Genomic DNA, 26,251 nt, shown 5'->3' with positions numbered 1-26,251 from the left:
GTGAAACACTGTTGCGTTAATAGTGCAACGCCGTTGCCTTAACCACTCCTATGATGTCCCTCATGACTGAGCCTGTCTTCAAGCGAGCGCGCAGCGCCCGGGCCAAGCAGGTTCGCGAGGCGGCGATCCTGGACGCGGCCCGATCGCTCGGGCGCGGGCACGGCGTCCGGGATGTCACCCTGACCGACATCGCCGCGGCTGTGGGCATGCACAAGTCGGCCCTGCTGCGGTACTTCGAGACGCGGGAGCAGATCTTCCTCAAGCTCACCGCGGAAGGGTGGCGGGAGTGGTCGGCCGCGCTGCGCGGCGATCTCGAGGGCCGGGCCCACGCCACCGCGGATGAGGTTGCCGCGGTCTTCGCCGGCACACTCGCGGCGCGCCCCATGTTCTGCGATCTGCTGGCGCAGGCACCCATGAACCTCGAACGCAACGTGTCGATCGACTCGGTGCGCGAATTCAAGCTGCAGACGTTCGAGGAGATCGCGTTGATCGGGGGCGAGCTGCGACGGCTGCTCGGGCTCAGTGAACTGCAGACCGTCGACACCATCGCCACGGCGACCGGCATGGCCGGAGCCCTGCGGCAGATGGCCACCCCCGGCCCGCGGCTGCGGGAGCTCTACGAGAGCGACCCGCAGCTCGGTCATGCCGTCGTCGAGGTGGAACCCCGTCTGTACCGCATCCTCGCCGCCTTCCTCGCCGGACTGGAAGACGCTGCGAGTTGAGGCTGCGAGATGTGGGATGCGGTGGGTACCGTGGCGAGACGGAGCGTCTTGCCGGGCTGGTAAATTTGGGCGTATGGCTCAGACGTCCGCCCGACCCCCGCAGAAGCCCGCCCCCGACTCCAGCCGCCGCAGCGAGAAGTCCCGGCGGGCGATCTACGCCGCCGCCCTCGCACTCGTGACCGAGGTCGGCTACCCCAAGACCACCATCGAGGGCATCGCCGCCCGCGCGGGCGTCGGCAAGCAGACGATCTACCGCTGGTGGTCGTCGAAGGCGGACGTCCTGCTGGAGGCGTTCATCGACCTGAGCGCCCGGACGGCGGAGGCGACCGCCAGCCCGGAGACGGTCGGGAAGCAGGCCCCGTACGAGATCCCCGACACCGGCGACCTCGAAGCCGACCTCAAGCTGGTGCTGAGGGCCATGGTCGACGAGTTGCTCGACCCCGCCTTCGAGGCCCCGTCACGGGCCTTGGCGGCGGAGGGTGTCGTCAACGAACAGGTCGGCCGGGAGTTCGTCGGCAAGCTCCTCGAACCCCAGCTCCAGCAGTATGTGAAGCGCCTGCGCGCCGCCCAGGAGCAGGGCGCCGTACGTACGGACATCGACCCGCGCATCGCCCTGGAGCTCTTCGTCTCGCCCCTCGCCCAGCGCTGGCTCCAGTTCACGGGCCCCATCTCGCACGAGTACACGGACAAGCTCGTCGAGTACGCCCTCTACGGCCTCGCCCCACGTGGGCCCGCCGCCCGCTGACCTTCCGCCCGTGCCAGCCGTCCCGGCGCGTCCGTGATGATCCCGTCGCAGCCGAGCGCGAGGGCGCGGTCGCGCTCGGCCGGGGTCACCACGGTGTGCGCCCACACACGATGGATGCCGGACCTGACCGCCCGTACGAGATCGCGGTCGCGGGCCTTTTGGTCCACGTCCAGGACGTCCACGAACGACCGCCACCGCTCGGGCCGGTCCGTACGCATCTGCCGGGCCGACCGCCACAACTGCGAGACCAGGCCCATGCGGTGGGCCCGCCACGCCACCGCCGGGTGGTTGGAGTTGACCAGTACCGAGCGGGTCAGGCCGCGTGACCTGATCATCGCGGCGAGGGTCGGCAGGCTCCGGGGGTCCTTGGCCTCCAGTATCAGCACCGTCCGTCCGCCGAATCGGTCCAGTACCTCGGCGAGCGTCGGTGGCCGCTCGGAACGCCAACCTCCCGGCAACCCGTCTTTCGGGCGCAGCCGGACCCCTTCCCAGTCCCGCCGGTCGAGTGCGTCCACCGGGCCGCCCATGTAGGTCGTGCGGTTCAGGGTCGCGTCGTGCATGACCACCATCGTCCCGTCGCGCAGCATCCGGGTGTCCAGGTCGAGCACCTGGGCCGTACCGCGCTCGTACGCGGCCACGAGGCCCGACATGCTGTTCTCCGGCACCTCCCGGGCGCCGCCGCGATGCGCGGTCTGGACGATGCGGGGGAGTGCGGCCACCGTCAGCGGGCCGGCGCCCCATTCGAGGGGAGTGATCGCCCCGCTCTGTCCCACGAGGGCCAGCGAGGTGAGACCCGCGACAGCCGTCAGCGCAGTCCGTGTGACCATGCCGACACCGTAGGCGGGCAAATCGCCTCAAAGTATGCAATGACACTCGATCGATGACCCGGTCGGGCATCGTCCCGCCCACCCCGGATGTGGGCTCCGGCCCCCTGTGACGCAGGATGGTGGGACCATAGGGCATGCTGTCCGCACAACAGCCAGGGCGAGGGGATCGATGAGCGCAGAGATGGGCCGCCGCTCGGGCGGGCAGGGCAGGATCTCCCAGTGGCTGCGCGGTCGCCGTCCTCGAACGGACGCCGCGGACGATGCCTCGGGTCGTGAGGAACTGCTGCTTGCCGCCGCCGGAGCCGGGCTGCCGCTCGCGCCCGCCGCCCATCCCTCCGCCTACCGATGTTCCTGCGACCGTGTCGGGTGTCCCACCCCCGCGCGGCACCCCGTGTCCTTTGCCTGGCAGACGCAGTCCACGACCGACAGGGCGCAGATCGAGCGGTGGGCCCGGCATCAGCCGCTGGCCAACTTCATCACCGCGACCGGCATGGTGCACGACGTGCTGGACGTTCCGCTGGAGGCGGGGCAGGAGGCGCTGGAGCGGTTGCTCGCGCTGGGGGTCGAGGTCGGGCCCGTCGCGGTGTCCGGGGGTGACCGGATGCTCTTCTTCACCGCCACGCGGGGTACGCCCGAGGACGAGGACGAGTGGTGGCCGTGCGAGCTGGACTGTCATCCGGAGACGATGGATGAGCATCCGGGGCTGCGGTGGCACTGCCGTGGGTCCTATGTGCTGGTGCCTCCGGCGCGGTTGCCCGGGGATCTGACGGTGGAGTGGGTTCGGGGGCCGGAGCATGGGCTGCCGGATCCTTTGTCGTTGCTTGAGGTGCTTACCGATGAGTGTGCTCGGTATGCGGGGGTGGAGCGGGACCATGTCGCGGCGTGGCCCCTTCGGGGCTGACGCCCCGGCCCCTGCCCCTGAAGCCAAAAGACTGCGCCGTTCCCCGCGCCCCTAAAAGCAAAAAGACTGCGCAGTTCCCCGCGCCCCTAAAAAAGCTCCCCGCGCCCCCGAATGGGCGGGGCGCTCGTCTACTCGCCCTTCGCCGCCGTCAGGCCCTGGATTCTGCCCAGGAATTCGACCTGTTGGTTCGCCGCGTCCTTGGCGGGGTCCAGGACTGCCTGGTTGGAGATGGATTCCAGGGTGAGGGACTGCTTGGGTTCGCCGGTCATGAGGGCCTTGACGTCGGCGTTGGTGACGTTGATGGGGACGCCCTGGGCCGCTGTCTGCTTCTGGTAGTGGCGGGTGGTGAAGAAGACGAGGGCGCCGCCGGTCGTGGTGCGCAGGGCCACCGGGGCGTAGTCGCCGGAGGCCAGGGGCTCGTCGATGTACTGCTGGGCGAGGCCGGGGCGGCTCGCGGTCTTCGTGCGGTCGGAGCGCCACTTCGTGGTGTGGGTGCCCGCGGCGAAGGTGTCCCCGCCGTCCTTGAGGTAGGTCGCGTAGCCCTGGGGGAGATCCCCGGGCGCCACCGCCAGGTCCGCCGCGGTCGCCGTGACCGGTTCCGCCCAGCCGTCCTGGTCCTTCTTGAAGTCCGGCACCTCTTCGGCGGCGACGATCGTCAGATACGAGACCTGCCACACGTCGTCGGCATCACCACGGGTGAACACCAGCAGCCAACGGTCCTCGCCCCGGCCCTTGTTGGCCTTCGAGTCGGTGACGAACCAGCGCGGCCAGCCGGCCTTCTTCGGGATCGTGAACTCGGTGTCGCTCAGCTCCAGCGGCACGTAGTTCGGGTTGCCGCCCGGCTCGTTCTTGCCGCCGGCCTTCAGCTTCGCGCCGTCGATGTCCCCGAGGGCGCCGGTGACCCGGTCCGCGTCCAGGGACGGGTCGTTGGCGCCGTTGGCCTCGTTGTAGGCGGCCGTGAAGTCCTTCAGCGCACGCGCGGCCTCGGTCTTCGTGGCCCCGGGGAGGACCTCCCGTTCCCCGTGCACCACCACACACCCGCTCGCCGTCACCGACAGCACGGTCACCGACGCCGCCGTCAGCGCGCTCCGGCCAAGCCTGCGAGGCCTACGAGGGCCGTGATCCCTGCGCATGGGTACCGTCACCGTCACATTCCCCTTTCCCGGAGGGGAACCCTACCGGGGCCTGTCGGCGCGTGGGCGGCGGGATCACGTAGCGCTGCCGCACCGTGATCCAGTATGCGAAGCGCTCGGCGGATTTGTCGCGTGCGGGTTCGTCGTGGCTGGTCGCGCAGTTCCCCGCGCCCCTACGGGGCGCGGACCGGCGCGGGTGTCTTCGGTCGCGCTTTGCCGGACCGTGAGGGCGCCAGGAAGAAGGCGAGGGTCGGTACCAAGTACAGGGACCACACGACGACTTGGAGGACCGTCGGATCCGGCTGGAAGTTGAAGACGCCCTTGAGAAGCGTGCCGTACCAGCTGTCCGGCGGGATGGTCTCGCTGATGTCGAAGGCCTTGTTCGTCAGCCCCGGCAGGAAGTCGGCCTCCTGGAGGTCGTGGAAGCCGTACGCGAGGACGCCCGCGGCCACGACGACCAGCATGGCGCCGGTCCAGGTGAAGAACTTGGCGAGGTTGATCCGCAGGGCGCCCCGGTAGAAGAGGTAGCCGAGCACGACCGCCGTCGCGATGCCCAGCAGCACGCCGATCAGCGGGCCTTCAGTGCCGTCGCTGGACGCGCGTACGGACGTCCAGACGAACAGGGACGTCTCCAGGCCCTCGCGGCCCACGGCCAGGAACGCGGTCGCGACCAGCGCGCCCGTGCCCATCTGCAGCGCCGCGTCCAGCTTGCCGTGCAGGTCGGCCTTGAGATGGCGGGCCGTACGCCGCATCCAGAAGACCATCCACGTGACCAGGCAGACCGCGATGATCGACAGCGAGCCGCCGAGCGCCTCCTGCGCCTCGAACGTCAGCTCCTGGGAGCCGAATTCGAGCGCGCACCCGAAGCCGAGGGCGAGGGCCACCGCGACGGCGATGCCGATCCAGATCGGCTTCAGGGCGTCCCGCCGGTCCGTCTTCACCAGATACGCGATGAGGATGCAGACGACGAGGCTGGCCTCCAGGCCCTCGCGCAGGCCGATCAGATAGTTCGCGAACACGGCCTACGCCTCCTTGGAGTTGGTGGAGCTCGTGGAGCTCTTGGACTCCGTCGAGACCTTCGAGTCCTTCGGGTCCGTCGAGAACAGGGCGCGGCCCCACCAGTCGTCCTTGTCGCGGACGCCCGGCGGGACGGCGAAGACCGCTGAACCCACGTGCTGGATGTATTCGTTGAGCGCGTCGGTGGCCAGGCTCCGCTGCACCGGGATGAAGCCCTTGCGTACGTCCCGCTGGTAGGCGAGGAAGAACAGGCCGGCGTCCAGGCGGCCGAGGCCGTCGGTGCCGTCGGTGAAGGAGTAGCCGCGGCGCAGGAGTGTGGCTCCGGCGTTGGTGTCGGGGTGCGCGAGCCGGACGTGTGCGTCGGGTTTCATCGCCTTGAGGAACGGCTTGTCCCGTTCCTTGGCCTTGCCGACCGGTGCGCCTTCGCCCTTGTCGCGGCCGAAGATGTCCTCCTGCTCCTGGAGGGAGGTGCGGTCCCAGGTCTCGATGTTCATGCGGATGCGCCGGGCCACGAGGTACGAGCCGCCGACCATCCATGCCGGGCCGTCCTTCTCCTCGACCCAGACGAACTTCTTGAGCCGGTCCGTCTCCGTGCCCGCGATGTTGCGGGTGCCGTCCTTGAACCCCATGAGGTTGCGCGGGGTCTGGGCCTCCGGAGTCGTCGAGGACGTCTTGCCGAAGCCCAGTTGGGACCAGCGGATGACGACCTTGCCGAAGCCGATCCGGGCGAGGTTGCGGATCGCGTGCACCGCGACCTGCGGGTCGTCCGCGCAGGCCTGGACGCACAGGTCGCCGCCGCTGCGGTTGCCGTCGAGGTTGTCGCCCGCGAACTTCGGCAGGTCGACCAGGGCTTCCGGCCGCCGGTCCGCAAGGTCGAACTTGTCGAACAGGGACGGGCCGAAGCCGATCGTCAGGGTCAGCCGCGACGGTTTGAGGCCCAGCGCCTCACCGGTGTCGTCCGGCGGCGCCTCCGCGAGACCGCCGTAGGCGCCCTCGCCGACCGCGTGCCCGGCGGTCATCCGCCGCGCGGCCTCGGTCCAGTCCTTCAGCAGCTGGACGAACGCGGCCCGGTCGGTCGTCTTCACGTCGAACGCGGCGAAGTGCAGCCGGTCCTGCACCGGGGTGGCGATGCCCGCCTGGTTCGTGCCGTGGAAGGCGACCGCGGCGCCCGCAGCGGCGGCGGTCGGTTCCGTGTCGTCGCCGTTGCGGGTCATCGCCACCGCACCGCCGGCCGCGGCGGCCCCGAGCGCGAGCCCGGCACCGCCCCAGCCGATCAGTGAACGCCGCGACGGAGTACGGGAGTCGGCGCCCCGCGCCCCGCCGGGCTCGGCAGCCTGCCCTGAATCCGAAGCGTCCGTCGCGTCCGTCGCGTCCGTGGTGTCGGTCGTGTTCGTGGTGTCCGTCATGGCGCCAGGGCCCCTCTTACGTCAAGTCCTACTTCACGACGGCGGCGGCGAGCTTGGACAGCGGCTCCGCGAGCGCGTTCACCGCGTCGGAGAGCTCCTTGCGGTCGGCCTTGCCGACCTTGTCGTACGAGGTGAAGACGTAGGAGGTCTTGTCCTCGCGGTACTTGTCGAGCAGCGTGTTCAGCGCCGCGAACTGCGTGTCGAGCTCCTTGGTCAGCGCCGCGTCGTTCTCCGAGGCGACCGGCTTCAGCAGCGCGTACGACTTCTCCGCGCCCTCGACGTTCGCCTTGAAGTCGACGAGGTCGGTGTGCGAGTAGCGCTCCTCCTCGCCGGTGACCTTGCCGGTGGCGACCTCGTCGAGAAGCTCCTTGGCGCCGTTGGCCATCGAGGTCGGGGTGATCTCGGCCTTGCCGACCCGCTTCTGCCAGTCGGTGAGGTCGGTGATGAGCTGGTCGGCGAGCTCGGAGTCGCGGTCGGTGAGCTTCTTGTCCTGCCAGAGCGAGCGCTCCAGGCGGTGCCAGCCGGTCCAGTCCTTCTCCGGGTCCTGGCCCTCCTCCAGACCGTCCTCGCGCACGTCGACCTTCGGGTCGATGTCACCGAAGGACTCGGCGACGGGCTCGGTCCGCTCCCAGCCGATGCGCGAGTCGGCGTACGCCTTCTTCGCGGCCTCGATGTCGCCGGCCTTGACCGCCTCGGCGAAGACCTTCGCCTTGGGCAGGGTCTCGTCGGCCTGCTCCTGCGCGTACTCGCGGTAGGCGGCGACCGCCGAGTCCAGGCGCGGGTCGCGCTTGGCGACCTTGCCGGAGCCGGTGGCCGTGACGTCCTGACGGATGCCCTTGCCCTTCATGCCCGGCTTGCAGGCGATCCGGTAGTCGCCCTCCTTCACCTCGGCGGTGACCTTCTGCTTGGTGCCGGGGCCGATGTTCTCGCGCTCGGTGACGATCCGGTCGTCCGGGAACAGCAGGTATACCTCGGTGACCTTGGAGCCCTTGTTCTCTATGTCGATCTGGACGTGCCCGGCCGGGAACTTCGTCGTCGACACCTCGCACTTGGAGTCCGTGGCGGTCACCTTGACGACGCGGTCGTCGCCGCTTGAGGCATCGCTCTTCTCGGTGCAGCCGGTGACAGCGGCCAGCGCCGCCGCGGTCACGGCGGCGGTGACGGAGAGTCGAACGGCTCGCATACAGGCTCCAAGAGGTCACAGGGGAGGCATAGGTTCAGAGTGAGGCTGCCCTAACTTATCTGAGGCTTACCTGACCGAAAGCTGCCCGTCCAGTGATTCAGCTCTCATTGGGGATGCAGGGGCACGGCCTGATCACGGTGGCTCAATCCGTCCCCCACGAAACGGTCAAAGACCGGTCAAGAACCCCTCACCGGGGCCACCAGGACCTCGCCGGTGCGTGGATGCGGGAAGACCTCGACCGGCTGTTGGTAGACGTCCGAAAGTAGTCGGTCGGTGAAGACCTCGGCCGGTCGTCCGTCGGCCACCGCACGCCCGGCGCGCAGGATCACGACCCGGTGCGCGTAGGCCGCCGCGAGCCCCAGATCGTGCAACACCACGACCACCGCGTCCCCGGCGTGCGCCCTTGCGCGGCAGACCCGGAGCACCAGTTCCTGGTGGCGCAGGTCCAGGGCGGCGGTCGGTTCGTCGAGCAGCAGCAACCGGGTGCGCTGGGCGAGCACCCGGGCGAGCGCCACCCGGGCCCGCTCACCACCGCTGAGCGCCGAGAAGGACCGGCCCGCGAAGTCCGAGACCTCGGTCGCCGCCATGGCCGAGGCCACCGCCGCCTCGTCCTCGCCCTCCTCCGGCCGTCCGGCCCAGGGCGCCCGGCCCATCCGGACGACCTCCTCGACCGCGAACGGGAAGGAGAGCGCGGCGGACTGGGGGAGCACCGCCCGGCGCAGGGCCAGTTCCTGCGCCGACCAGTCGGACGCGGGGCGACCGTGGATGCGTACGACTCCTGCGGCGGCCGGGAGATCGGCGGCGAGTGCGCCCAACAGGGTGGACTTTCCCGCCCCGTTGGGCCCGACCAGGGCCAGCACCTCGCCCGCGCGGGCGGTGACGTCCACGCCGGACAGCACCTCCCGGCCACCGAGCCGGACGTGCAGGGCCTCGGTCTCGGCGAGTACGTCGCCGGGGTGCACGGGGCCGGGCGGCGCGGGCCGCGTACCGATCAGTCCGAGCAGCTTCACGCCCAACCTCCTTGCCTGCGACGGGTCCTGCGCAGCAGCCAGAAGAAGAACGGGCTGCCGAAGAGCGCGGTGAGCACCCCGAGCGGCAGTTCGGCGGGCTCCACGACGGTACGGGCCGCGAGGTCCCCCGCGAGCAGGACCACCGCACCGCCGAGCGCGCTGCCGGGGATGAGGAAACGGTGGCCGGGACCGGCCGCCATGCGCAACAGATGCGGGATGACGAGCCCGACGAAGCCGATGACACCGGAGACGCTCACGGCCGCGGCCGTCAGCAGCGCGACGACCAGGATCAGCACGACACGCAGCCGCTCGACGTCCACGCCCAGATGCCGGGCGGGCCGCTCGCCGAGGGACAGCAGGTCCAACTTCCTTGCGTAGAAGGGCGCGACGACCAGGCCGAGCGCCGCGCACGGCAGTACCGCGAGCACCTTCGGCCAGGTGGCCTGGGAGAGCGAGCCGAGCTGCCAGAAGGTGATCTGGTTCACCGCGGCGGTGTCGGCGAGGAAGACGAACAGGCCGATCAGCGCGCCCGCGAAGGCGTTCACCGCGATACCGGTGAGGATCAGCGTCACGACCTCCGTACGGCCGCCCGAGCGGGACATCGAGTACACCAGCAGGGCCGTGCCGAGGCCCGCCACGAAGGCGAAGGCGGGGAGGGTCCAGTTGCCGAGGAAGTTCAGGCCGAGCGAGATCGCGGCGACCGCGCCGACCGCCGCGCCCAACGAGACGCCGATGACGCTCGGTTCGGCCAGCGGATTGCCGAACACGCCCTGCATCAGCGCGCCCGCACACCCCAGCGAGGCACCGACGAGCAGCGCGAGCACGATCCGCGGGAAGCGCACGTTCCAGAGCACGGACTCGGGGACCCGGGCGAGTTCGCTGCCGCCGACTCCGGCCCGGTGCGCGATGGACGACAGGACGTCACCCGGCGATATCTCGTACGCGCCGAGCCCGGCGGAGGCCAGGGTGAGGAGGCCGACGAGGACGGCCAGACCGACGGTGAGCAGCCAGGGGGTGCCGCGGCGGGGTCCGGTGGGTCTGCCGGGTCTGTCGGGGGTCGGCGAGGCCTCCGGCGCCGTGTTCGTTGTCCCAGCCTCCGCAGTCTCGGCCTCTGTTCCGGATTCGGAGGCCGCGCCCTTGTCGGTCACGGTCACTTGGTGTCCCCGTACAACTGGTCGACCAGGGACTTCAGGACCTCGTCCGTGCGGGGGCCGTAGTTGAGGAGGACGCCGTCCTCGATCGAGACGACCCGGCGCTCCATTCCGGCGGGGGTCTGGGCGACGCCGGGGATCTTGACGAGACCGTCGATGCCGCCGACGGATTCGAGGCCCTTGGACATGACGAGGATCGCGTCGGGGGCGGCCTTGGCGAGGGCCTCCGTGGTGATCGTGGTGAAGTCCTTCTCCAGACCCGACTCGGCGCCGCCGTCCACCGCTCCCGCCGCTTCGAGCAGCGAGGTGGCCCCCGAGTCCTTGCCGCCGATCAGATAGACGGAGGCGGTGCCGCGGAGGTAGAGGAAGGCGACGCGCGGCTTGTCGGTCTTCTTCGGAATGTCCTTGCGCACGGCGGCGATCCGGTCCTCGGAGCGCTTCGTGAGCTCCTCGCCCGCGGCCGGTACGCCGAGGGCGCGGGCCACGGTTCCGATCCGCGGGCCCACGTCGTCGAGGCCCTTCGCCGGGTCGACGACGAGCACGGGGACGCCCGCGTCGCGGATCTGGTCCATAGCCTCGTCGGGCCCGGTGGTCGTCTCGGCGAGCACCAGGTCGGGCTTGAGGGACAGGACGCTCTCCGCGGAGACGTCGTGGTTGCGGGTGACCACCGGCAGCTTCTCCGCCTGCGCGAAGGTGGCGGTGATGTCACGGGCGACGACCCGGTCCCCGAGCCCCAGCGTGAAGACGATCTCGCTGAGACTCCCGGACAGCGGAACGATCCGCTGGGCGTCCCTGACGGTCACTTTCCTGCCGTCGGACGAGCGCACGGTGACCGGGAGTTGGGGCACCGGGGTGTCGGCCAGCGGCTCGACCCGATCGGCGGCCGCCTCGGCCTTGGCGGCCGGCTCGCTCCCGGCCGCACCGTCCTCGGAGGAGCAGGCTGTGGTCACCGTCAGCGCGAGCACCGCAAGCAGTACCCCGGCCACTCGTGTACGCAGGCGTCGCACGGTCGCGTAGTTCCTCTCGGTTCGCCGATCGGGCACGGGCACCCTTCGGAGGGGCTGCGCCCCGACAGGGGCGCGGGGCTGTATCGATATGCGGCTCCGCCGCGATGGGGGTCCCCCCGCTCGAGCGAAGCCGAGAGTGGGGGAGCGACCAGCCACAGCGGACCGTCGGGCCGACAAACGACCCGCAGTCCCCCTCTTCTGTCTCATCCGGTGCTTCCCGCACCGGAAGACTTAGCTTAGGTTAGCCTTACCTTTCTCGCCAGAACCGCCCCGGATCCGGCCAGATCCCGCCCTTCCCGGAGGACCTCCATGCCCTCGCGCCCGCCCCTGCGCATCTACGTGACCCTGCTCTGCGCAGCAGTACTCGTGGCACTGCTCCCGGCCGGTCAGGCCCAGGCGGCCGGCCGTACCGTGCAGGGCGGCCGTCTGGACTGGGGCATCAAATCGTCCTTCCAGAGCTACGTCACCGGCCCGATAGCGAACGGCAGTTTCTCCCTCACCGGCGGCGCCGCCACGGTCGGCGGCAGCCAGTTCCGCTTCCACTCGGCGACCGGTACGTACGACGGTGCCTCGGGTGCCTTCAACGCCGGCTTCTCCGGCGGTGTCCACTTCCTCGGGCACAAGAAGGACGACGGCACGTATCAGCTCGACCTGACGATCAGCCGCCCCACCGTCCGCCTCTCCGGCAACGGCGGCACCCTCTACGTCGACGTCATCAGCAAGGCGAAGGGCACCGGGACGGTCACGACGTCCTCGCAGGTGCCCTTCGCCTCCCTCTCCCTGGGCGGCATCAACATGAAGGGCGGCGGCAACGCGGTCCAGTTGAACAACCTGCCCGCCACCCTGACCGCCCAGGGCGCCAAGTCCTTCGCCGGGTACTACACGGCCGGCACCGCCCTCGACCCGGTCAGCCTCTCGGCGGACGTCAAGGCCGCGGCAGCCGCCGAGCCGTCCCGCACGCCGTCCCCCTCCCCGTCCAAGTCCAAGGCGAAGAAGGAGACTTCGGGCCGGATCGAGAACGGCGCCGTCGACTGGGGCGTGCGCCGGACCTTCCGCGAGTACGTCACCGGGTCCATCGCCAAGGGCGAGTGGAAGCTCACCGACGGAGCCGAGGACGGCGGCGCGCTCTTCCGCTTCCCCGAGGGCTCGGGCACGTACGACGAGAAGAAGCAGACCCTCGACGCGGCCTTCGCCGGAGCCGTCCGCTTCACCGGCGAGCAGGGCCTCGACCTGAAGCTCGGCGCGCTCCGGGCCAAGGTCACGGACGACGGAAAGGGCACGCTCTACGCCGACGTCACCAGCGCGGGCGGTGCGGGCAGTACGGCCGGCGCGGAGAAGAAGGTCCCCCTGGTCACCTTCACGGCCAAGGACTTCAAGCCGAAGGGCGGCCTCGCTCAGGTGACCGAGGCGCCCACGAAGCTCACCGCCGACGGCGCCAAGGCCTTCGGCGGGATGTACAAGGCGGGCACGGAGATGGACCCGGTCTCCCTGGCCGTCGCCCTGACCGACAGCGCCGAACTGCCCGCCCTGCCCGACCTGGGCAGCGCGGAGTCGGCCACCCCGGAAGCCGCGGCGGCCGAGCAGAAGACGGCCGAGCCCAGGACCGAGGCCACCGCGAGCGATTCGGACGTACCCGTCCTGCCCATCGGCCTCGCGGCAGCCTCCCTGATCGCGGTGGCCGCGGCCTTCGTGATCATCCGCAGGCGTCGTGCCCAACCGGCCGCGGACGCCCCCGAAGCGAACTGAACTTCCCAGCGCCGTCCGCAAGTTGAGCGGACGCCCACACACTGAACCGAGGAGAACCACGACCATGGCCGCCAACCGTCGCCGCCCCATAGCCCTTGCCGCAGCCTGCGCGACCGCCGTCACGCTCGGCGCCACCGCGCTCGCCGCGACGTCCGCGTCCGCCGCCGAAGTACCGCTCAAGGGCTACGAGTTCACCTGGGGCATCAAGCAGTCGTACCGCACGTACGTGACCGGGATGGCGGCCGGCAGCTTCACGCCCGAGGGCGGCGCCACGCAGGCCAAGGAGAACGGCGCGTTCACCTTCGTCAACGGCACCGGGACCTACGACTCCGAGGCCCACACCGTGGCGCTCGGCTTCGAGGGCAGTCTGAAGATCGTCTCCAAGCTGCACGGCTTCGAACTGGCCCTGTCCGACGTGAAGTTCGACAGCAAGGCCGCGAGAGTCACCGCGGACGTGACGAAGAGCGGCACGACCCAGCAGGACGTGCCGCTCGCCGAGGTCACCGTCACCCGCACGATGACGGACATGGCGACCAAGCTGACGAAGGAGGCGGGCGACGTCTTCGGCAGCGCGAGCTACACCGGCGCGGCCGGCGACCCCCTGACGGTGGTGGAGAAGAAGACCGAGTCGCCGACCCCGACACCCACGGGCTCCACGACCCCCTCGCCCACCCCGTCCACGACGCCGTCCACCACCCCCTCGGGTACCCCGTCCACCACTCCGTCGCAGACCACGAGCCCGACGCCCTCGCCCACCGAGGCCGCCACCAAGGGCGACATCACCGACGGCACCCTCGGCTGGGGTGTCAAGCAGTCCTTCCGTACGTACGTGGTGGACGGCGTCGCCAAGGGCAAGATCACTGTGTCCGGCGGTGCCTCGCAGGCGTCCGGCAACGGGATCTTCACCTTCCCCGACGCCACCGGCACCTACGACACGGACGAGGACACCCTCAAGGCCTCCTTCAAGGGCTCGGTCAACTTCAAGGGCCATGAGACGAACGGCACTTACGGCCTCGACCTCACCCTCAGCGACCTCAAGGCGGAGGTCGACGGCGGCTCCGGCAAGCTGACCGCGGACGTCGAGAGCCTCGGCGAGAAGTCCGCCGACGTGACCCTCGCCGAGCTCAAGCCCAAGTCCGCCGACCTGACGGCCAAGAACGACGTCATCACCCTCGACGACGTCACCACGACCCTCACCAAGGCAGGCGCGGAGGCCTTCGGCGGCTTCTACCAGGCCGGCGCCGAACTCGACCCGGTCGACCTCTCCGTGGCCCTGTCCGACGACGCCGAACTCCCGGACCCCGACCCGACGTCGTCCAACGGCGGGACGGGCGGCACGACCGGCGGAACCACCGGTGGCACGACCGGCGGCGCGGGCACGACCGGCTCCACCACGGGCGGTGTGACGGGCGGCCTCGCCTCCACCGGCTCCGACGTCCCGGTCGGCGCCCTGGGCGCCGCAGCCGCGGCGACCGTCGCGGCCGGCGTGGGCGTGGTGTTCGCGGTACGCCGCCGCCGTGCGACGGACGCCACCCAGGCCTGACCGAGGCCTGACCGAACCGCCGGCAACCGGCCGCCGCCCCTGCCATCGGGGGTCGGCGGCCGGATGCGTACACACCACTCCTGTAGTGCTTGAATGCCCGCGTGACTGATTACGACGTGCTGCGGGTCTTCTGCGGACCGCGCGGTGAGTACGGCAACGAACTCGGGGTCGTACGGGACGGTTCCGTACTGCCGGAGCGGGACGAGCGGCAGGCGTTCGCGGCCAAACTCGGGTTCAGCGAGACGGTGTTCGTGGACGACCCCGAGCGCGGGGTCATCGACATCTACACACCCAGCGTGCGGCTGCCCTTCGCCGGATACCCGTGTGTCGGCGCGGCCTGGCTGCTGGACGTACCCGAACTCGTCACGCCCGCGGGCGTGGTGGGCACCCGCCTCGACGGCGAGTTCAGCTGGATCGAGGCCCGCCCGGAGTGGCCGGAGCCGCGCACACTCCGCCGGTACGGCACGGCGGCCGAGGTGGACGCCCTCGAAGTGCCTCCGCCCGGCGAGTGGACCTACGCCTGGGCCTGGGAGGACGAGGCGGCCGGCCGCATCCGCGCCCGAGGCTTCCCCGGCCGCGGCGACGGCATACACGAGGACGAGGCCACCGGCGCCGCGGCCCTCCAACTGACAGCCCAACTGGGCCGTGCCCTGAACATCGTCCAGGGCACGGGCTCCCAACTCCTCACAGCACCACAGCCGGAGGGTTGGGTGGAGTTGGGCGGCAGAGTGTTCTTGGAACGCTGAGAGGGGCTGAGTTCTTCGGCGAGAGGCGGCCGCGCTTTCCCACGCGGGCCGCCCAGTCGCTTTTAGGGGCGCGGGGAACTGCGCGGCCAGCCCCGACTTACCCGCACCCGAAACCCACCCCAAAAGCGGAGCGTTCACGCACTGACGCGGAACTCTTCCCCCAAAGCAACAAAGACCGCGATATTAAGCGCGAACGCCCGCTTGCACTCAGCAATGATCCGCTGCTTCTCCAGATCATCCGCCAGCACACCGTCGAGCAGCTCGCGATACCCCCGCTTGAACGCGGCAGGGTTCCCGATGTCCTCGAACACATAGAACCGCACCCCGTCCCCCTTGCGAGCGAAGCCCCACGTCTGCTCCGCCTTGCTCCGCAGGACCTGGCCACCGGAGAGGTCGCCGAGGTAGCGGGTGTAGTGATGCGCCACGTACCCACCGGGCCACGTACGCGCGCACTCGGTGATCCGCGCCGTGTACTCCTCGGTCGCGGGCAGCGCCGTGACGCTCTCGCGCCAGTCCGGGCCCCGCAGATGCGCGAGGTCCCGCTCCAGCGCGGCCACCCGCACCAGCTCGGGGCGCAGGAACGGCCCCGCCACGGGGTCGCCGACCAGCTCGCGCCCGCCTTCCTCCAGTGCCCGGTAGACGAACCACAGCTGCTCGGTGTACCGCGTGTACGCGTCCACGCCCAGCCTGCCGCCCAGCAGCTCGCTCATGAACGACGAGTCGTGCGCCTGCCCGTGCTGCTCGTGCGACGCGGTGCGGATGAGCGTCGAGAACGGTGTGCTCGACGAGTTCATGAAGACCTCCGGGGCCGAAGGGGGACGAGAGCCGGGCCCATCTTGTATGGTTAGGCTTACCTAAGTCAACAGGTTCCCGACGTCCTGTCGGTAAAACCGTACCCCGGATCCGCACCCGATCCACATAGAAAAGCCGCCCCTCTGTTCGAGCGGGCGGCTTGGTGCGGAACTCGGTGTGGAACTTGATACGGAAAAGGGCGGTTACGGCAGGGTCAGCACCTCGGCCCCGCTGTCGGTGACGACCAGGGTGTGCTCGAACTGAGCGGTCCGCCTCCGGTCCTTCGTCACGACGGTCCACCCGTCGTCCCACATGTCGTACTCGTGCGTGCCAAGCGTCAGCATCGGCTCGATCGTGAACGTCATCCCCGGCTGGATCAGGGTCGTCGCGTGCGGGCTGTCGTAGTGCGGGATGATCAGCCCCGAGTGGAACGACGAGTTGATGCCGTGCCCGGTGAAGTCCCGCACGACCCCGTACCCGAAGCGCTTCGCGTACGACTCGATGACCCGGCCGATGATGTTGATCTGCCGGCCGGGCTTGACGGCCTTGATGGCACGGTCGAGGGACTCACGGGTCCGCTCGACGAGCAGCCGCGACTCCTCGTCCACGTCGCCGACGAGGTACGTGGCGTTGTTGTCGCCATGCACACCGCCGATGTACGCGGTCACGTCGAGGTTGATGATGTCGCCGTCCCGCAGGACCGTGGAGTCCGGGATGCCGTGACAGATGACCTCGTTCACGGAGGTGCACAGCGACTTCGGGAAGCCCCGGTAGCCGAGTGTGGACGGGTAGGCGCCGTGGTCGCACATGTAGTCGTGGGCGACCCGGTCCAGCTCGTCCGTGGTGACGCCGGGCGCGATGAGCTTCGCGGCCTCGGCCATCGCCCGGGCGGCGATCCGCCCCGCGACACGCATCGCCTCGACCGTCTCCGGGGTCTGGACCTCCCCTCCGGTGTACGGCGTGGGGGCGGGCTTGCCCACGTACTCGGGACGCCTGATGTTTCCCGGCACGGGACGGGTGGGAGAAAGCTCCCCTGGTACGAGCAGCGACTGGCCAGACATGCCAGCGAGTCTAACCAGCGGGTGGTGGGGGACGATGTCCCTGGCGAAAGGAGCCCAAGCCATGGCCCTGTTCAAGAAGCGGACCGTCGGGAAGCCGGGCGAGTGGTACTACTGCCTGGAGCACAAGAAGGTCGAAGAGGGCCCCGACTGCCCGGGCAAGGACCGCTTCGGTCCGTACGCGACCCGCGGCGAGGCCGAGCACGCGATGGAGATCGCTCGGGAGCGGAACCTTGAGTGGGAGAACGACCCCCGCTGGCACGACTCCGCTGCGCGGGGCCCGGACGACGACTGACGGCTCCGCCGGAGGGGTCGTCATGTAGGTGCGGGTCGGTCGGGGCTGGCTGCGCAGTTCCCCGCGCCCCTAGGTTCTTAGGGGCGCGGGGCTGTGTCGATTTGCGGCTCCGCCGCGTGGGCGCGGCCAGCCCCGACCGACCCGCACCTAAGACCCGGCCGCAACCTTCCCCCGCGTCTCCTTCATCCGTACCGCGTGCTCGTTCGTTCGGACGTCGTACGTCATGAGCTTCGGGAGGCACACCGCGAGTGCCCCCACCGCGGCCACGCACAGCACGCCCCCGGCCCAGACGGACCCCCGGACACCGATCCACGCGGCCATGCCGCCGGCCCGTACCTGGCCCAGCTGGGGGCCCACCGAGTAGGACAGCAGCTCGATGCCCGCCAGCCGTCCCCGCAGCTCGTCGGGGATCGTCTGGTTCCACATCGCCGCGCGGAAGATCCCGCTGACCATGTCGAAACACCCGCCCAGCGCGAGGAACAGCAGGACCAGCCACACATCGTGAACGACTCCGGCGGCCACCATCGCGAGCCCCCAGAACGCCGCCGCCAGCACCACCATCCGCCCGTGCCGATGCACCCGGGACGTCCACCCGCTCGTCAGGCTCACCAGCAGCGCCCCGGCGGGCAGGGCCGCGTACATCAGGCCCAGCGACCACTCGGCGTTCAGCTCGTCCGCGAGGAAGGGCAGCACGGCCAGCGGGAACGCGAAGAACATGGCGGCCAGGTCGATGGCGTACGTCCCCAGCAGTTCCTTGCGGCTCCACGCATACCGAGCCCCCTCCAGGATCGACCGCAGTGACGGCTTCGCGGCCTCGTGGGAGGCGGGCGACGGGGCGAGGCCCACGGCGAGCGCGACCGACACCACGAAGGTCGCCAGGTCCGCGGCATAGGCCCAGCCGAGCCCGGCATACGCCACGACGAGCCCCGCGACCGCCGGACCCGCGACCCCGCCGACCGTCCACCGCAACGAGTTGAGCGCGGCTGCCGCGGGCAGGTGTTCGTGCCGCACGATGCGCGGCGTGAGCGCGTCCAGGGCGGGCCGCTGGACGGCGACGAGCGAGGAGGAGAGCGCGGCGACGGCGTACAACGGCCACACCAGGGGATCCGGCAGCAGCGCGTTGACCAGGAGCACGGCACTCAGCAGCCCCTGCCCGACCTCCGTCCAGAGGATCAGCTTTCGCTTGTCCAGGGCATCGGCGAGCGCCCCGCCGTAGAGCCCGAACACGATCAGCGGGACGAGTTCCACCGCGCCGATCGCGCCGACGGCCACCACGGAACCGGTCAGGTCCTTCATCTGCACCGGCAGCGCGACGAAGGTCAGGAAGCTGCCGAAGTTGGTGACGAGCCCGGCCACCCACAGCCGCCGGAAGTCGGCGGAGGTCCGCCACGGCGCCAGATCGGGCAGCAGGGCGCGCAGGCGCGAGGGGGCCCGTCCAGGGGCGGATTCGGGGGCGTCGCAATCGGGTTCCGTCACGAGGTGCCATGGTCCGGCGCGCCCCCGACGAGGACAACCGCTTTTCCGACCACGGGGGACCGTCGGCCCGCCCGCGGGTACATCACCAGCGCGTCGACACCGGCGAGTACGTCACCGAGATGTCGACACCAGCGCGTACGTCACCAGCGTGCCGGTGGCGGAGACGTCAGCTGGTCCGCCAGTCGCGAGAGCCGGTCCCGCAGCCGTCGTCGGCCCCGTGGCGAGGGCAGCGAGTTCTCCCCGGCCGCCGCGCTCACCAGGTGCTGCACGGTGTCCAGGTCGAGGTCCGGCTCCGACGGAACCGCGAGCGCCTCGTGCGCCATCGCGTGCAGGTCGCGGTCGCCGCAGTCCAGCGCCAGGACGGTCGCCCCGGCGCGGCGGGCGTCGTGGACCCGTTCCAGGAGCGGGGCACCGGGGGCGTCCGGCGCCACGACCAGGAGTGTCTCGCCCCGCCTGGCCGCCTCGATCCGGCCGAGTCCGACGGCCAGATGGGCCGGGTCCCCGGGCCGCGCCCCGTGCCGTACGAGCGTCGGCGTCAGCTCCGGCGTGCCCGACCAGGCGGCCTCGTCCACGAGGTGCGCGGCCAGGTGCCACGGCTCGTACTCCGCCGTCCCCACCAGCAGCAGTCCGCCCCCGTGCGGCAGCACGGAGGACCGCAGCGTTCCCGCGAACCGCCGCGTGGCACCCGGCCACTCGGTTCCGGCGAGCACTTCGCGCAACAAGGCGACCCGTACGGCATCCATGCGCACGCATCCTGCCGCAACCGGCCACTCGTCAGGTGGAGTTCACCATGAATTCGCCCGAGGTGGGCAGAGTGTCCGTCCGAGTCGGTAAGGGAGGGTTCCATGGCCAGTACTGAGACATCAGTGCCGTTCCGGGCGGGACAGGAGGGCTACGCGAGCTTCCGGATCCCGGCCGTCGTCGCCACCGGCGGGCGCACCGGCAGCGGCACCCTGCTTGCCTTCTGCGAGGGCCGGGTCGGCTCCCGCGACGACTTCGGGAACATCGACATCGTGCTGAAGCGCTCCACGGACGGCGGCCTGACCTGGGGCCCTCTCCAGGTCGCCGCCAAGAACGGCGACGCACTCTCCGGGAACCCGGCGCCGGTCGTCCTCGACACCGGCCGAGTCCTGCTCGTCCACGTCCGCAACGCCGCCCTCGCCACCGAGGACAGCATCCGCCGCGGCAAGGTGAGCGCCGCCGACGGACGCCGCGTCTGGGTCCAGCACAGCGACGACGAGGGGCTCACCTGGTCGAGCCCGAAGGAGATCACGAAGCAGACGAAGAAGGACACCTGGCGGTGGTACGCCACCACCCCGGGCCACGCCGTCCAGTTGAGCACCGGCCGGGTCGTCGTCCCCGCCAACCACTCCCTCCCGCCGACCGGCAAGGACACCGGCACCGAGGGCAAGTACAACGGCGGGCACTGTCTGCTGAGCGACGACGACGGCGAGACCTGGCGCATCGGGTACGTCGACGACAACACCGACAACTACATCAACGTGAACGAGACCACGGCCACCGAACTCCCCGACGGCCGCGTCTACTTCAACACCCGCACCGACTCCACCGCCCCCGGCACCCGCGCCGACGCCTACTCGCGGGACGGCGGCCAGACCCTGGTCAAGCCCTTCCGTCCGCAGGCCGGCCTCACCGGCCCGGTCGTCGAGGGCAGCGTGCTCCAGCTCCGCGACCCGGACGTCCTGCTGTACTCCGGCCCCGCCGACCCCGGTTTCCGCGCCCTGATGACGATCCGCGCCAGCACCGACGACGGCGTCACCTGGCGGCCCGCGCACACCGTGGACGGACTGCCGGCCGGGTACTCCGATCTCGTCCGCGTCGACGACGACACCGTCGGACTCCTCTACGAGACGGGCGACTTCGGCGCGTACGAGACCATCGTCTTCCGCAGGGTGCCCGTGACGGCGCTCACCTGACCGCCGCGGACGCGAACCGCGCACGTAAAGTCGGCCCATGACCTCTACTGACAGTGCACAGAAGGCGCCCGCGAAGGACCCCTGGGACCTTCCCGACGTGTCCGGGCTCGTCGTCGGCGTACTCGGCGGCACCGGTCCGCAGGGCAAGGGCCTCGCCTACCGGCTGGCGCGGGCCGGCCAGAAGGTGATCATCGGATCGCGGGCCGCCGAGCGCGCGCAGGCCGCCGCCGACGAACTCGGCCACGGGGTCGAGGGCGCCGACAACGCCGAGACCGCCCGCCGCAGCGACATCGTGATCGTCGCCGTGCCGTGGGACGGACACGGCAAGACGCTGGAGTCCCTGCGCGAGGAGCTGGCAGGCAAGCTCGTCGTCGACTGCGTCAACCCGCTCGGCTTCGACAAGAAGGGCGCGTACGCGCTGAAGCCCGAGGAGGGCAGCGCGGCCGAGCAGGCCGCCGCCCTGCTGCCGGACTCGCGCGTCACGGCCGCCTTCCACCACCTCTCCGCGGTCCTTCTCCAGGACCCGGAGATCGAGGAGATCGACACCGACGTCATGGTCCTCGGCGAGGAGCGCGCGGACGTCGAGATCGTCCAGGCGCTGGCCGGCCGCATCCCCGGTATGCGCGGGGTGTTCTCCGGGCGGCTGCGCAACGCCCACCAGGTCGAGGCGCTGGTCGCGAACCTGATCTCGGTGAACCGCCGGTACAAGGCCCACGCCGGTCTGCGTGTGACCGACGTGTAGGCACGTACGGCGGGCTCCGGAAGTGGGGGACACTGGAGGCAGCAGTGTCCCCCGAGGGGACCGCCGGTCACGGCAGCAACGACAGGACCCGACAGGAGCCGCACCCCATGTCCCGACTCGCCCTCTACGCCCTCGTCGTCTGCCTGCTGGCCACCGCCGCGGCCGTCGTCTCCTTCGTCCAGGGCAGCTGGCTGGGGATCGTGTGGGTGCTGCTCGCGGGACTCTCGTCCAACATGACCTGGTACTACCTGCGCCGGGACCGGGCGCGCCGTCAGGCGCAGTCCGTCACTGGTTGACCGAGCAGAACTGGTTGGTGTCCGTCCAGAAGCGGTAGAGGTTCTGCCCGCAGTACGTCTGGAACTCGTCGATGTTCAGGCTGCGCAGGAGCGCGTCGATCACGTCGAAGAACACACCGTTCACCGCCGGGATCCACAGGATGGCGATCACGAGGAGCAGTCCGAAGGGCGCGAGGGGCTCCACCTGGCGGCGGATGTTGTGCGACAGCCAGGGCTCGATCATGCCGTAGCCGTCCAGGCCCGGCACCGGCAGGAAGTTCAGCAAAGCGGCCGTGACCTGGAGCAGTGCGAGGAACGCGAGCGCGAACTGGAAGTCCGCCGGTACGCCGTCCAGCGCGTCCAGCCAGAACGGGGCCGTGCAGACCACCGCGAACAGCACGTTCGTCAGCGGGCCCGCCGCCGAGATCAGGCTGTGCTTCCAGCGGCCCTGGATCCGGTTCCGCTCGATCCAGACCGCGCCGCCCGGCAGACCGATACCGCCCATCATCACGAAGATGACGGGGAGCACGATGCTCAGCAGCGCGTGGGTGTATTTGAGGGGGTTGAGGGTCAAATACCCTTTCGCGCCGATCGAGATGTCGCCGCTGTGCAGGGCCGTGCGCGCGTGCGCGTACTCGTGCAGACAGAGTGAGACGATCCAGGCCGCCGTCACGAACAGGAAGACGGCCACACCGGGCTGCTCGGCGAAGCCCGTCCAGGTGGCCCATCCGGTCACCGCGGTGACGGCCACGATCCCGAGGAAGACGGGGCTGATCCGCCGGTCGCTGTGGCGGGTGGTGGCGGTGGTCATGGGGTCGGGCTCCCTGGGGTTCGCTCAGCGGGCTTCATGCTGAGGGGCGTGCCCGACCGTACCGGGCGTATGCCGAAAACGTCTCGCGATCGCCTGTGAGTTCCAGGGAGGGTGGACCCATGAGGTCGTGGCAGGTGTTCTACGCGGGCAGGCAGGCGCAGTGTGAACCCGTACGCGGGGAGCGGTCGTCGTTTTCGACCGATACCCGGGCCAATCGGTCCGAACCGGCAGAAAAAGGTACCCCCGAGGATTCCGCGGAGACCGGGGCCCTCGTCACGATCGACATCCCGGGCGCCACTCCGCAGGAACCCCGCGACCCGTGCTGATACCACCGGAGACAATGGACCCCGTGCGCTACCGCATTCTCGGCACCACCCAGGCACTCCGCGGCGACGGCACCCCCGTCCCGGTCGGCGGGGCGCGGCTGCGTGCCCTGTTGACCGTGCTCGCCCTGCGGCCGGGACGGACCGTGCCCGCGGCCGTGCTGGTCGACGAGGTGTGGGGCGCCGACCCGCCCGCCGACGCCACGGGCGCGCTCCAGGCGTTGGTGGGCCGGCTGCGCAGGGCGCTCGGCGCGGACGCGATCGCCTCCGCGGAGGGCGGCTACCGGCTGTGCGCGGCGGCCGACGACATCGACCTGCACCGCTTCGAGCGGCTCGCCGGGGAGGGTGTCCGCGCGCTCGCCGACGGCGACCCCGGCAAGGCGGCCGTCGTCCTCGACGACGCCCTCGCGCTCTGGCGCGGCCCCGCCCTCGCCGACCTCCCGGACCGCACCGCCGAGTCGTCCCGCTGGGAGGCCCGCCGCCTGGACGCCCACCGCGCCCGTCTCACCGCGGCCCTCGCCCTCGGCCAGGCCGAGCAGTACCTCCCCGACCTCACCGCCCTCAGCGACGCCCACCCCCTGGACGAGCCGCTCCAGGTCCTGCGGCTGCGCGCCCTGCGTGACGCGGGCCGTACCGCGGAGGCGCTGGCGGGCTACGAATCCGTACGACGGCTCCTCGCCGACCGTCTCGGCACCGACCCCGGACCCGAACTGCGGTCGCTGCACGGGGAGTTGCTGAGAGGAGAGGCGAGCAGGAACGGACACCGGCCGACGTCGTACGAGCAGTCGTACGAGCACCCGTACGAGCAGACGCCCGGGCCCAACCCCCCGTCCGGCACCCGCGACCGCCCCGCGCCGCCCGGCAGCCTCCGCTCCGCGCCGCCCCTCGGCAACCTCCGCGCCCGGCTCACCTCTTTCGTCGGTCGGCACACCGACCTGGAGACCATCCGCGGGGACCTCGGATCCGCCCGGCTCGTGACCCTGCTGGGGCCGGGCGGGGCGGGCAAGACCCGGCTCTCCCAGGAGGCCGGCGAGAGCGTCGCCGCGTCCGTGCCGGACGGGGTGTGGCTGGCCGAACTCGCCCCCGTCGACGACCCGGAGGCCGTGCCCGAAGCCGTGCTCACCGCGGTCGGAGCGCGGGAGACCGTGCTGCGCGGCGCCGGCGCCGAGGAGATGCGGGCCGTCACCGACCGGCACGACGACCCCCTCGCCCGGCTCACCGAACACTGTGCCAACCGCCGCATGCTGATCGTCCTCGACAACTGCGAACACGTCGTGGACGCCGCGGCCCGCCTCGTCGAACAGCTCCTGGAACGCTGCCCCGGACTGACCGTACTGGCCACGAGCCGCGAACCCCTCGGCGTACCGGGGGAGTTGCTGCGGCCGGTGGAACCGCTGCCCGAGCCCTACGCGCTGAAGCTGCTCGCCGACCGGGGCGCCGCGGCCAGGCCCGGCTTCCGGGTCGACGCCGACGCCGAGACCGCGGCGGCCGCCGCCGAGATCTGCCGGCGGCTCGACGGACTGCCGCTGGCCATCGAACTGGCCGCCGCCCGGCTGCGGATGCTCACCCCGCGGCAGATCGCCGACCGCCTCGACAACCGCTTCCGCCTCCTCACCTCCGGCAGCCGTACGGTCCTGCCGCGCCAGCAGACACTCCGTGCCGTCGTCGACTGGTCCTGGGACCTCCTCGACGAGGACGAACGGGACGTGCTGCGGCGGCTGTCCGTCTTCGCCGGCGGCTGCGACCTCGCCGCCGCCGAGGCCGTCTGCGGACCCGCCGCCCTGGAACTGCTCGGCTCGCTCGTCGACAAGTCCCTTGTCGTCGCGGCCCCTTCTCCCCTGGAGGAAGCCGAGGGCGAGATGCGCTACCGGCTCCTGGAGACCGTCGCCGAGTACGCCGGGCAGCGGCTCGACGAGTCCGGCGGCCGCCGCGCCGCCGAGCGCGCCCACCTCACGTACTACCGCGAACTCGCCCGCACCACCGACCCGAAGCTGCGCGGCCCCGGCCAGCGCGCGGCCATCGAACTGCTCCAGGTCGAGAGCGAGAACACCCGCGCCGCACTGCAGCACGCCGTCGCCGAACGAGACGAGCAGGAGGCGCTCTGCCTCGTCCTCTCCCTCGCCTGGTACTGGCAGATCCGCGACCTGCGCATGGCGGCACGCAACTGGACCCGCGAGATCATGGCGCTCGGCCCCGACCCGTTCGCGCCGCCCGCCCAGCTCGCCGTCCCGCTCTACGAACGGTGCACCGAGACTCCGCCACCGATGCGCCCCGAGGTCCTCGCCGAGGCCCGGCGCGGGGTCCACCTCCTCCATCTCGCCTGTATGGACCTGGAGTTGGACACCTGGCAGACCCCGGAGGCCGAGGCGAAGCTGCTGGCCATCACCGAGACCTACCAGCCGGGGTACCCGCAGGTCTGCCGCAACCCCGGCTTCCTCTGGTTCTACGCCGTGATGCTGACCGGCGACATGGACCGGCTGCGCGCGGTCATCGACGCGAGCGTCGAGACCTGCCGGGAGCTCGGCTACGAGTGGGAGCTGGCCGGCTCCCTGCAGATGCGCGCCAACATCCTGGCCAACCGAGCCGACTGGGCCGGTGACGCGACCCGTGACGCGGACGAGTCGCTGGAGATCTTCGTCCGTATCGGGGACGGCTGGGGCGCCGCCGAGGCGCTCTCCGCCCGGGGCGAGGCCCGTGAACGCAAGGGCGAGTACCAACTCGCCGCGGCGGACTACCGGGCGGCCATCACCCACGCCGACCGCCTCGGTGCCCGCGCCCAGACGGCCATCCTCACCACCCGTCTCGGCAGCGTGCTCATCGACTCGGGGGAGACCGAGCGGGGCGAGGGGCTCCTCCGGGACGTCCTGGAACAGGGCTACGGAGCGCGCAACGAGGCGATGCCCGCGGCCCGGCTCTTCCTCGCGGCGTGGCTCGGCCGCACCGGCCGGCTCGCCGAGGCCCGCACCCAGATGGACCGGATGCGAGAGGAGTTCGGCGCCGTCCACTTCGTGGTCTTCGACTCGTACGTGCTCGGAGTGGACGCCTGGCTGGACGCCGTGGACGGGCTGTACGACGCAGCGGTGACGAAGGCGCGGGGTGCCCTGCAGCGGGCGCAGGATCCGCTGAGCAACATGATCTCGCCGAACATGCTGTCGGCGCATCTGGCCACCGCCGCCCTCGCGCTGTCCGGCGTCGACGGCGGACAACGGGTCCGGGACGCGGCCCGCTGCCTCGGCGCCGCCGACCGGCTGCTGCCGTCCGGCCACGTCCGGTCCGCGATCGAACGCCATGTGCGGGAGCAGGCCGAGACGGCCGTGCGCACCGCCCTCGACGACGAGGCGTACGAGACCGCGTACGCGGAGGGCGGCGGCCTCTCCCCTACGGAGGCCGCCGCCCTGGCCTGAC

The 26,251-nt window shown here is 70.9% G+C and carries 24 protein-coding genes; 11 read left to right on the top strand and 13 right to left on the bottom strand.

Annotated features, from left to right (window positions below):
* The first annotated feature begins 62 nt into the window (after positions 1-62).
* Positions 63-722 (top strand): TetR/AcrR family transcriptional regulator, encoded by a 660-nt coding sequence (locus ACN20J_RS15600; RefSeq protein WP_419666107.1) that lies wholly within the window; start codon positions 63-65, stop codon positions 720-722.
* A gap of 73 nt (positions 723-795) precedes the next feature.
* Positions 796-1,467, top strand: coding sequence for a TetR/AcrR family transcriptional regulator (locus tag ACN20J_RS15595; RefSeq protein WP_419666106.1), 672 nt, complete (start codon positions 796-798; stop codon positions 1,465-1,467).
* On the opposite strand, the gene ACN20J_RS15590 is transcribed toward ACN20J_RS15595, so the two are convergent.
* Positions 1,431-2,294: a glycerophosphodiester phosphodiesterase gene (locus ACN20J_RS15590; RefSeq protein ID WP_190228163.1), complete on the bottom strand. Its 864-nt coding sequence runs from the start codon at positions 2,292-2,294 to the stop codon at positions 1,431-1,433. The two genes, ACN20J_RS15595 and ACN20J_RS15590, sit on opposite strands and share 37 nt — an antisense overlap.
* A gap of 169 nt (positions 2,295-2,463) precedes the next feature.
* Here ACN20J_RS15590 and ACN20J_RS15585 point away from each other — a divergent pair, with 169 nt between their 5' ends.
* On the top strand, positions 2,464-3,195 hold the full coding sequence (locus tag ACN20J_RS15585; RefSeq protein ID WP_190228164.1) for a bifunctional DNA primase/polymerase: 732 nt from the start codon (positions 2,464-2,466) through the stop codon (positions 3,193-3,195).
* A 128-nt stretch (positions 3,196-3,323) separates the two neighbouring features.
* Here ACN20J_RS15585 and ACN20J_RS15580 read toward each other — a convergent pair whose 3' ends face one another.
* The 7 genes from ACN20J_RS15580 to ACN20J_RS15550 form a co-directional block, all read right to left on the bottom strand.
* Positions 3,324-4,328, bottom strand: a complete 1,005-nt coding sequence (locus ACN20J_RS15580; protein ID WP_189838229.1) for a hypothetical protein — start codon at positions 4,326-4,328, stop codon at positions 3,324-3,326.
* 173 nt (positions 4,329-4,501) lie between these two features.
* Entirely contained in the window at positions 4,502-5,347 is an 846-nt protein-coding gene (gene efeU, locus ACN20J_RS15575; RefSeq protein ID WP_189838230.1) for an iron uptake transporter permease EfeU, read from the bottom strand.
* Between the two features lie 3 nt (positions 5,348-5,350).
* Positions 5,351-6,751: an iron uptake transporter deferrochelatase/peroxidase subunit gene (efeB, locus tag ACN20J_RS15570; RefSeq protein ID WP_419666105.1), complete on the bottom strand. Its 1,401-nt coding sequence runs from the start codon at positions 6,749-6,751 to the stop codon at positions 5,351-5,353.
* Positions 6,752-6,779: 28 nt separating this feature from the next.
* Entirely contained in the window at positions 6,780-7,934 is a 1,155-nt protein-coding gene (gene efeO, locus ACN20J_RS15565) for an iron uptake system protein EfeO (protein ID WP_419666104.1), read from the bottom strand.
* A 176-nt stretch (positions 7,935-8,110) separates the two neighbouring features.
* Positions 8,111-8,950 carry a heme ABC transporter ATP-binding protein gene (locus tag ACN20J_RS15560; RefSeq protein WP_419666103.1) on the bottom strand — a complete coding sequence of 280 codons (840 nt, stop codon included), beginning with the start codon at positions 8,948-8,950 and terminating at the stop codon, positions 8,111-8,113.
* The gene (locus ACN20J_RS15555) at positions 8,941-10,098 is read right to left on the bottom strand and encodes a FecCD family ABC transporter permease (RefSeq protein ID WP_419666102.1); all 1,158 of its coding nucleotides are present in this window, start codon (positions 10,096-10,098) and stop codon (positions 8,941-8,943) included. The genes ACN20J_RS15560 and ACN20J_RS15555 overlap by 10 nt, the downstream gene beginning before the upstream one ends.
* Complete coding sequence (locus tag ACN20J_RS15550) at positions 10,095-11,102, bottom strand: heme/hemin ABC transporter substrate-binding protein (protein ID WP_189838235.1); 1,008 nt, start codon at positions 11,100-11,102, stop codon at positions 10,095-10,097. Before ACN20J_RS15550 ends, ACN20J_RS15555 begins: the two co-directional genes overlap by 4 nt.
* Before the next feature lie 309 nt (positions 11,103-11,411).
* Here ACN20J_RS15550 and ACN20J_RS15545 point away from each other — a divergent pair, with 309 nt between their 5' ends.
* The 3 genes from ACN20J_RS15545 to ACN20J_RS15535 all read left to right on the top strand — a co-directional run bounded on the left by ACN20J_RS15545 (position 11,412) and on the right by ACN20J_RS15535 (position 15,137).
* Positions 11,412-12,848 (top strand): HtaA domain-containing protein, encoded by a 1,437-nt coding sequence (locus ACN20J_RS15545; RefSeq protein WP_419666101.1) that lies wholly within the window; start codon positions 11,412-11,414, stop codon positions 12,846-12,848.
* Between the two features lie 64 nt (positions 12,849-12,912).
* A complete protein-coding gene (locus ACN20J_RS15540) occupies positions 12,913-14,391 on the top strand; it encodes an HtaA domain-containing protein (protein WP_419666100.1) in 1,479 nt (492 codons plus the stop codon).
* Between the two features lie 101 nt (positions 14,392-14,492).
* A complete protein-coding gene (locus tag ACN20J_RS15535) occupies positions 14,493-15,137 on the top strand; it encodes a PhzF family phenazine biosynthesis protein (protein WP_419666099.1) in 645 nt (214 codons plus the stop codon).
* Between the two features lie 134 nt (positions 15,138-15,271).
* Here the strand turns inward: ACN20J_RS15535 and ACN20J_RS15530 are convergent, their stop codons facing one another.
* Positions 15,272-15,931, bottom strand: coding sequence for a heme oxygenase (biliverdin-producing) (locus ACN20J_RS15530; protein ID WP_189838239.1), 660 nt, complete (start codon positions 15,929-15,931; stop codon positions 15,272-15,274).
* A gap of 201 nt (positions 15,932-16,132) precedes the next feature.
* Positions 16,133-16,990, bottom strand: coding sequence for a type I methionyl aminopeptidase (gene map / locus ACN20J_RS15525; protein WP_055612264.1), 858 nt, complete (start codon positions 16,988-16,990; stop codon positions 16,133-16,135).
* 61 nt (positions 16,991-17,051) lie between these two features.
* Here map and ACN20J_RS15520 point away from each other — a divergent pair, with 61 nt between their 5' ends.
* On the top strand, positions 17,052-17,282 hold the full coding sequence (locus ACN20J_RS15520) for a hypothetical protein (protein WP_189838240.1): 231 nt from the start codon (positions 17,052-17,054) through the stop codon (positions 17,280-17,282).
* A gap of 147 nt (positions 17,283-17,429) precedes the next feature.
* Here the strand turns inward: ACN20J_RS15520 and ACN20J_RS15515 are convergent, their stop codons facing one another.
* Together ACN20J_RS15515 and ACN20J_RS15510 are read right to left on the bottom strand one after the other, a co-directional pair.
* Positions 17,430-18,758, bottom strand: a complete 1,329-nt coding sequence (locus ACN20J_RS15515) for an MFS transporter (protein WP_190228171.1) — start codon at positions 18,756-18,758, stop codon at positions 17,430-17,432.
* Positions 18,759-18,898: 140 nt separating this feature from the next.
* Positions 18,899-19,501, bottom strand: coding sequence for a hypothetical protein (locus tag ACN20J_RS15510; protein WP_189838242.1), 603 nt, complete (start codon positions 19,499-19,501; stop codon positions 18,899-18,901).
* Between the two features lie 102 nt (positions 19,502-19,603).
* On the opposite strand from ACN20J_RS15510, the gene ACN20J_RS15505 reads away from it, so the two are divergent.
* The 3 genes from ACN20J_RS15505 to ACN20J_RS15495 all read left to right on the top strand — a co-directional run bounded on the left by ACN20J_RS15505 (position 19,604) and on the right by ACN20J_RS15495 (position 21,733).
* Positions 19,604-20,695 carry a sialidase family protein gene (locus ACN20J_RS15505; protein ID WP_189838243.1) on the top strand — a complete coding sequence of 364 codons (1,092 nt, stop codon included), beginning with the start codon at positions 19,604-19,606 and terminating at the stop codon, positions 20,693-20,695.
* 37 nt (positions 20,696-20,732) lie between these two features.
* On the top strand, positions 20,733-21,437 hold the full coding sequence (gene npdG / locus ACN20J_RS15500) for an NADPH-dependent F420 reductase (protein ID WP_055612268.1): 705 nt from the start codon (positions 20,733-20,735) through the stop codon (positions 21,435-21,437).
* A gap of 107 nt (positions 21,438-21,544) precedes the next feature.
* On the top strand, positions 21,545-21,733 hold the full coding sequence (locus tag ACN20J_RS15495; protein WP_189838244.1) for a hypothetical protein: 189 nt from the start codon (positions 21,545-21,547) through the stop codon (positions 21,731-21,733).
* Here the strand turns inward: ACN20J_RS15495 and ACN20J_RS15490 are convergent.
* Positions 21,723-22,523, bottom strand: coding sequence for a site-2 protease family protein (locus ACN20J_RS15490; protein ID WP_189838245.1), 801 nt, complete (start codon positions 22,521-22,523; stop codon positions 21,723-21,725). The two genes, ACN20J_RS15495 and ACN20J_RS15490, sit on opposite strands and share 11 nt — an antisense overlap.
* A 340-nt stretch (positions 22,524-22,863) precedes the next feature.
* Here ACN20J_RS15490 and ACN20J_RS15485 point away from each other — a divergent pair, with 340 nt between their 5' ends.
* Positions 22,864-26,250 (top strand): AfsR/SARP family transcriptional regulator, encoded by a 3,387-nt coding sequence (locus ACN20J_RS15485; RefSeq protein WP_419668885.1) that lies wholly within the window; start codon positions 22,864-22,866, stop codon positions 26,248-26,250.
* Position 26,251: the final 1 nt, after the last annotated feature.

This window comes from Streptomyces sp. 2-1 (assembly GCF_048564895.1).
Classification (GTDB): domain Bacteria; phylum Actinomycetota; class Actinomycetes; order Streptomycetales; family Streptomycetaceae; genus Streptomyces; species Streptomyces phaeochromogenes.
The sequence above is the reverse complement of the archived record's forward strand: the minus strand, read 5'-3'. Positions and strand labels throughout refer to the sequence as shown.

Bases quoted from the DNA above. Each gene is read 5' to 3' on its own strand.
- ACN20J_RS15600 (WP_419666107.1), top strand. From the start codon at position 63: ATGACTGAGCCTGTCTTCAAGCGAGCGCGCAGCGCCCGGGCCAAGCAG.
- ACN20J_RS15595 (WP_419666106.1), top strand. From the start codon at position 796: ATGGCTCAGACGTCCGCCCGACCCCCGCAGAAGCCCGCCCCCGACTCC.
- ACN20J_RS15590 (WP_190228163.1), bottom strand. From the start codon at position 2,294: ATGGTCACACGGACTGCGCTGACGGCTGTCGCGGGTCTCACCTCGCTG.
- ACN20J_RS15585 (WP_190228164.1), top strand. From the start codon at position 2,464: ATGAGCGCAGAGATGGGCCGCCGCTCGGGCGGGCAGGGCAGGATCTCC.
- ACN20J_RS15580 (WP_189838229.1), bottom strand. From the start codon at position 4,328: ATGCGCAGGGATCACGGCCCTCGTAGGCCTCGCAGGCTTGGCCGGAGC.
- efeB (WP_419666105.1), bottom strand. From the start codon at position 6,751: ATGACGGACACCACGAACACGACCGACACCACGGACGCGACGGACGCG.
- efeO (WP_419666104.1), bottom strand. From the start codon at position 7,934: ATGCGAGCCGTTCGACTCTCCGTCACCGCCGCCGTGACCGCGGCGGCG.
- ACN20J_RS15545 (WP_419666101.1), top strand. From the start codon at position 11,412: ATGCCCTCGCGCCCGCCCCTGCGCATCTACGTGACCCTGCTCTGCGCA.
- ACN20J_RS15540 (WP_419666100.1), top strand. From the start codon at position 12,913: ATGGCCGCCAACCGTCGCCGCCCCATAGCCCTTGCCGCAGCCTGCGCG.
- ACN20J_RS15530 (WP_189838239.1), bottom strand. From the start codon at position 15,931: ATGAACTCGTCGAGCACACCGTTCTCGACGCTCATCCGCACCGCGTCG.
- map (WP_055612264.1), bottom strand. From the start codon at position 16,990: ATGTCTGGCCAGTCGCTGCTCGTACCAGGGGAGCTTTCTCCCACCCGT.
- ACN20J_RS15520 (WP_189838240.1), top strand. From the start codon at position 17,052: ATGGCCCTGTTCAAGAAGCGGACCGTCGGGAAGCCGGGCGAGTGGTAC.
- ACN20J_RS15510 (WP_189838242.1), bottom strand. From the start codon at position 19,501: ATGGATGCCGTACGGGTCGCCTTGTTGCGCGAAGTGCTCGCCGGAACC.
- ACN20J_RS15505 (WP_189838243.1), top strand. From the start codon at position 19,604: ATGGCCAGTACTGAGACATCAGTGCCGTTCCGGGCGGGACAGGAGGGC.
- npdG (WP_055612268.1), top strand. From the start codon at position 20,733: ATGACCTCTACTGACAGTGCACAGAAGGCGCCCGCGAAGGACCCCTGG.
- ACN20J_RS15495 (WP_189838244.1), top strand. From the start codon at position 21,545: ATGTCCCGACTCGCCCTCTACGCCCTCGTCGTCTGCCTGCTGGCCACC.
- ACN20J_RS15490 (WP_189838245.1), bottom strand. From the start codon at position 22,523: ATGACCACCGCCACCACCCGCCACAGCGACCGGCGGATCAGCCCCGTC.
- ACN20J_RS15485 (WP_419668885.1), top strand. From the start codon at position 22,864: ATGGACCCCGTGCGCTACCGCATTCTCGGCACCACCCAGGCACTCCGC.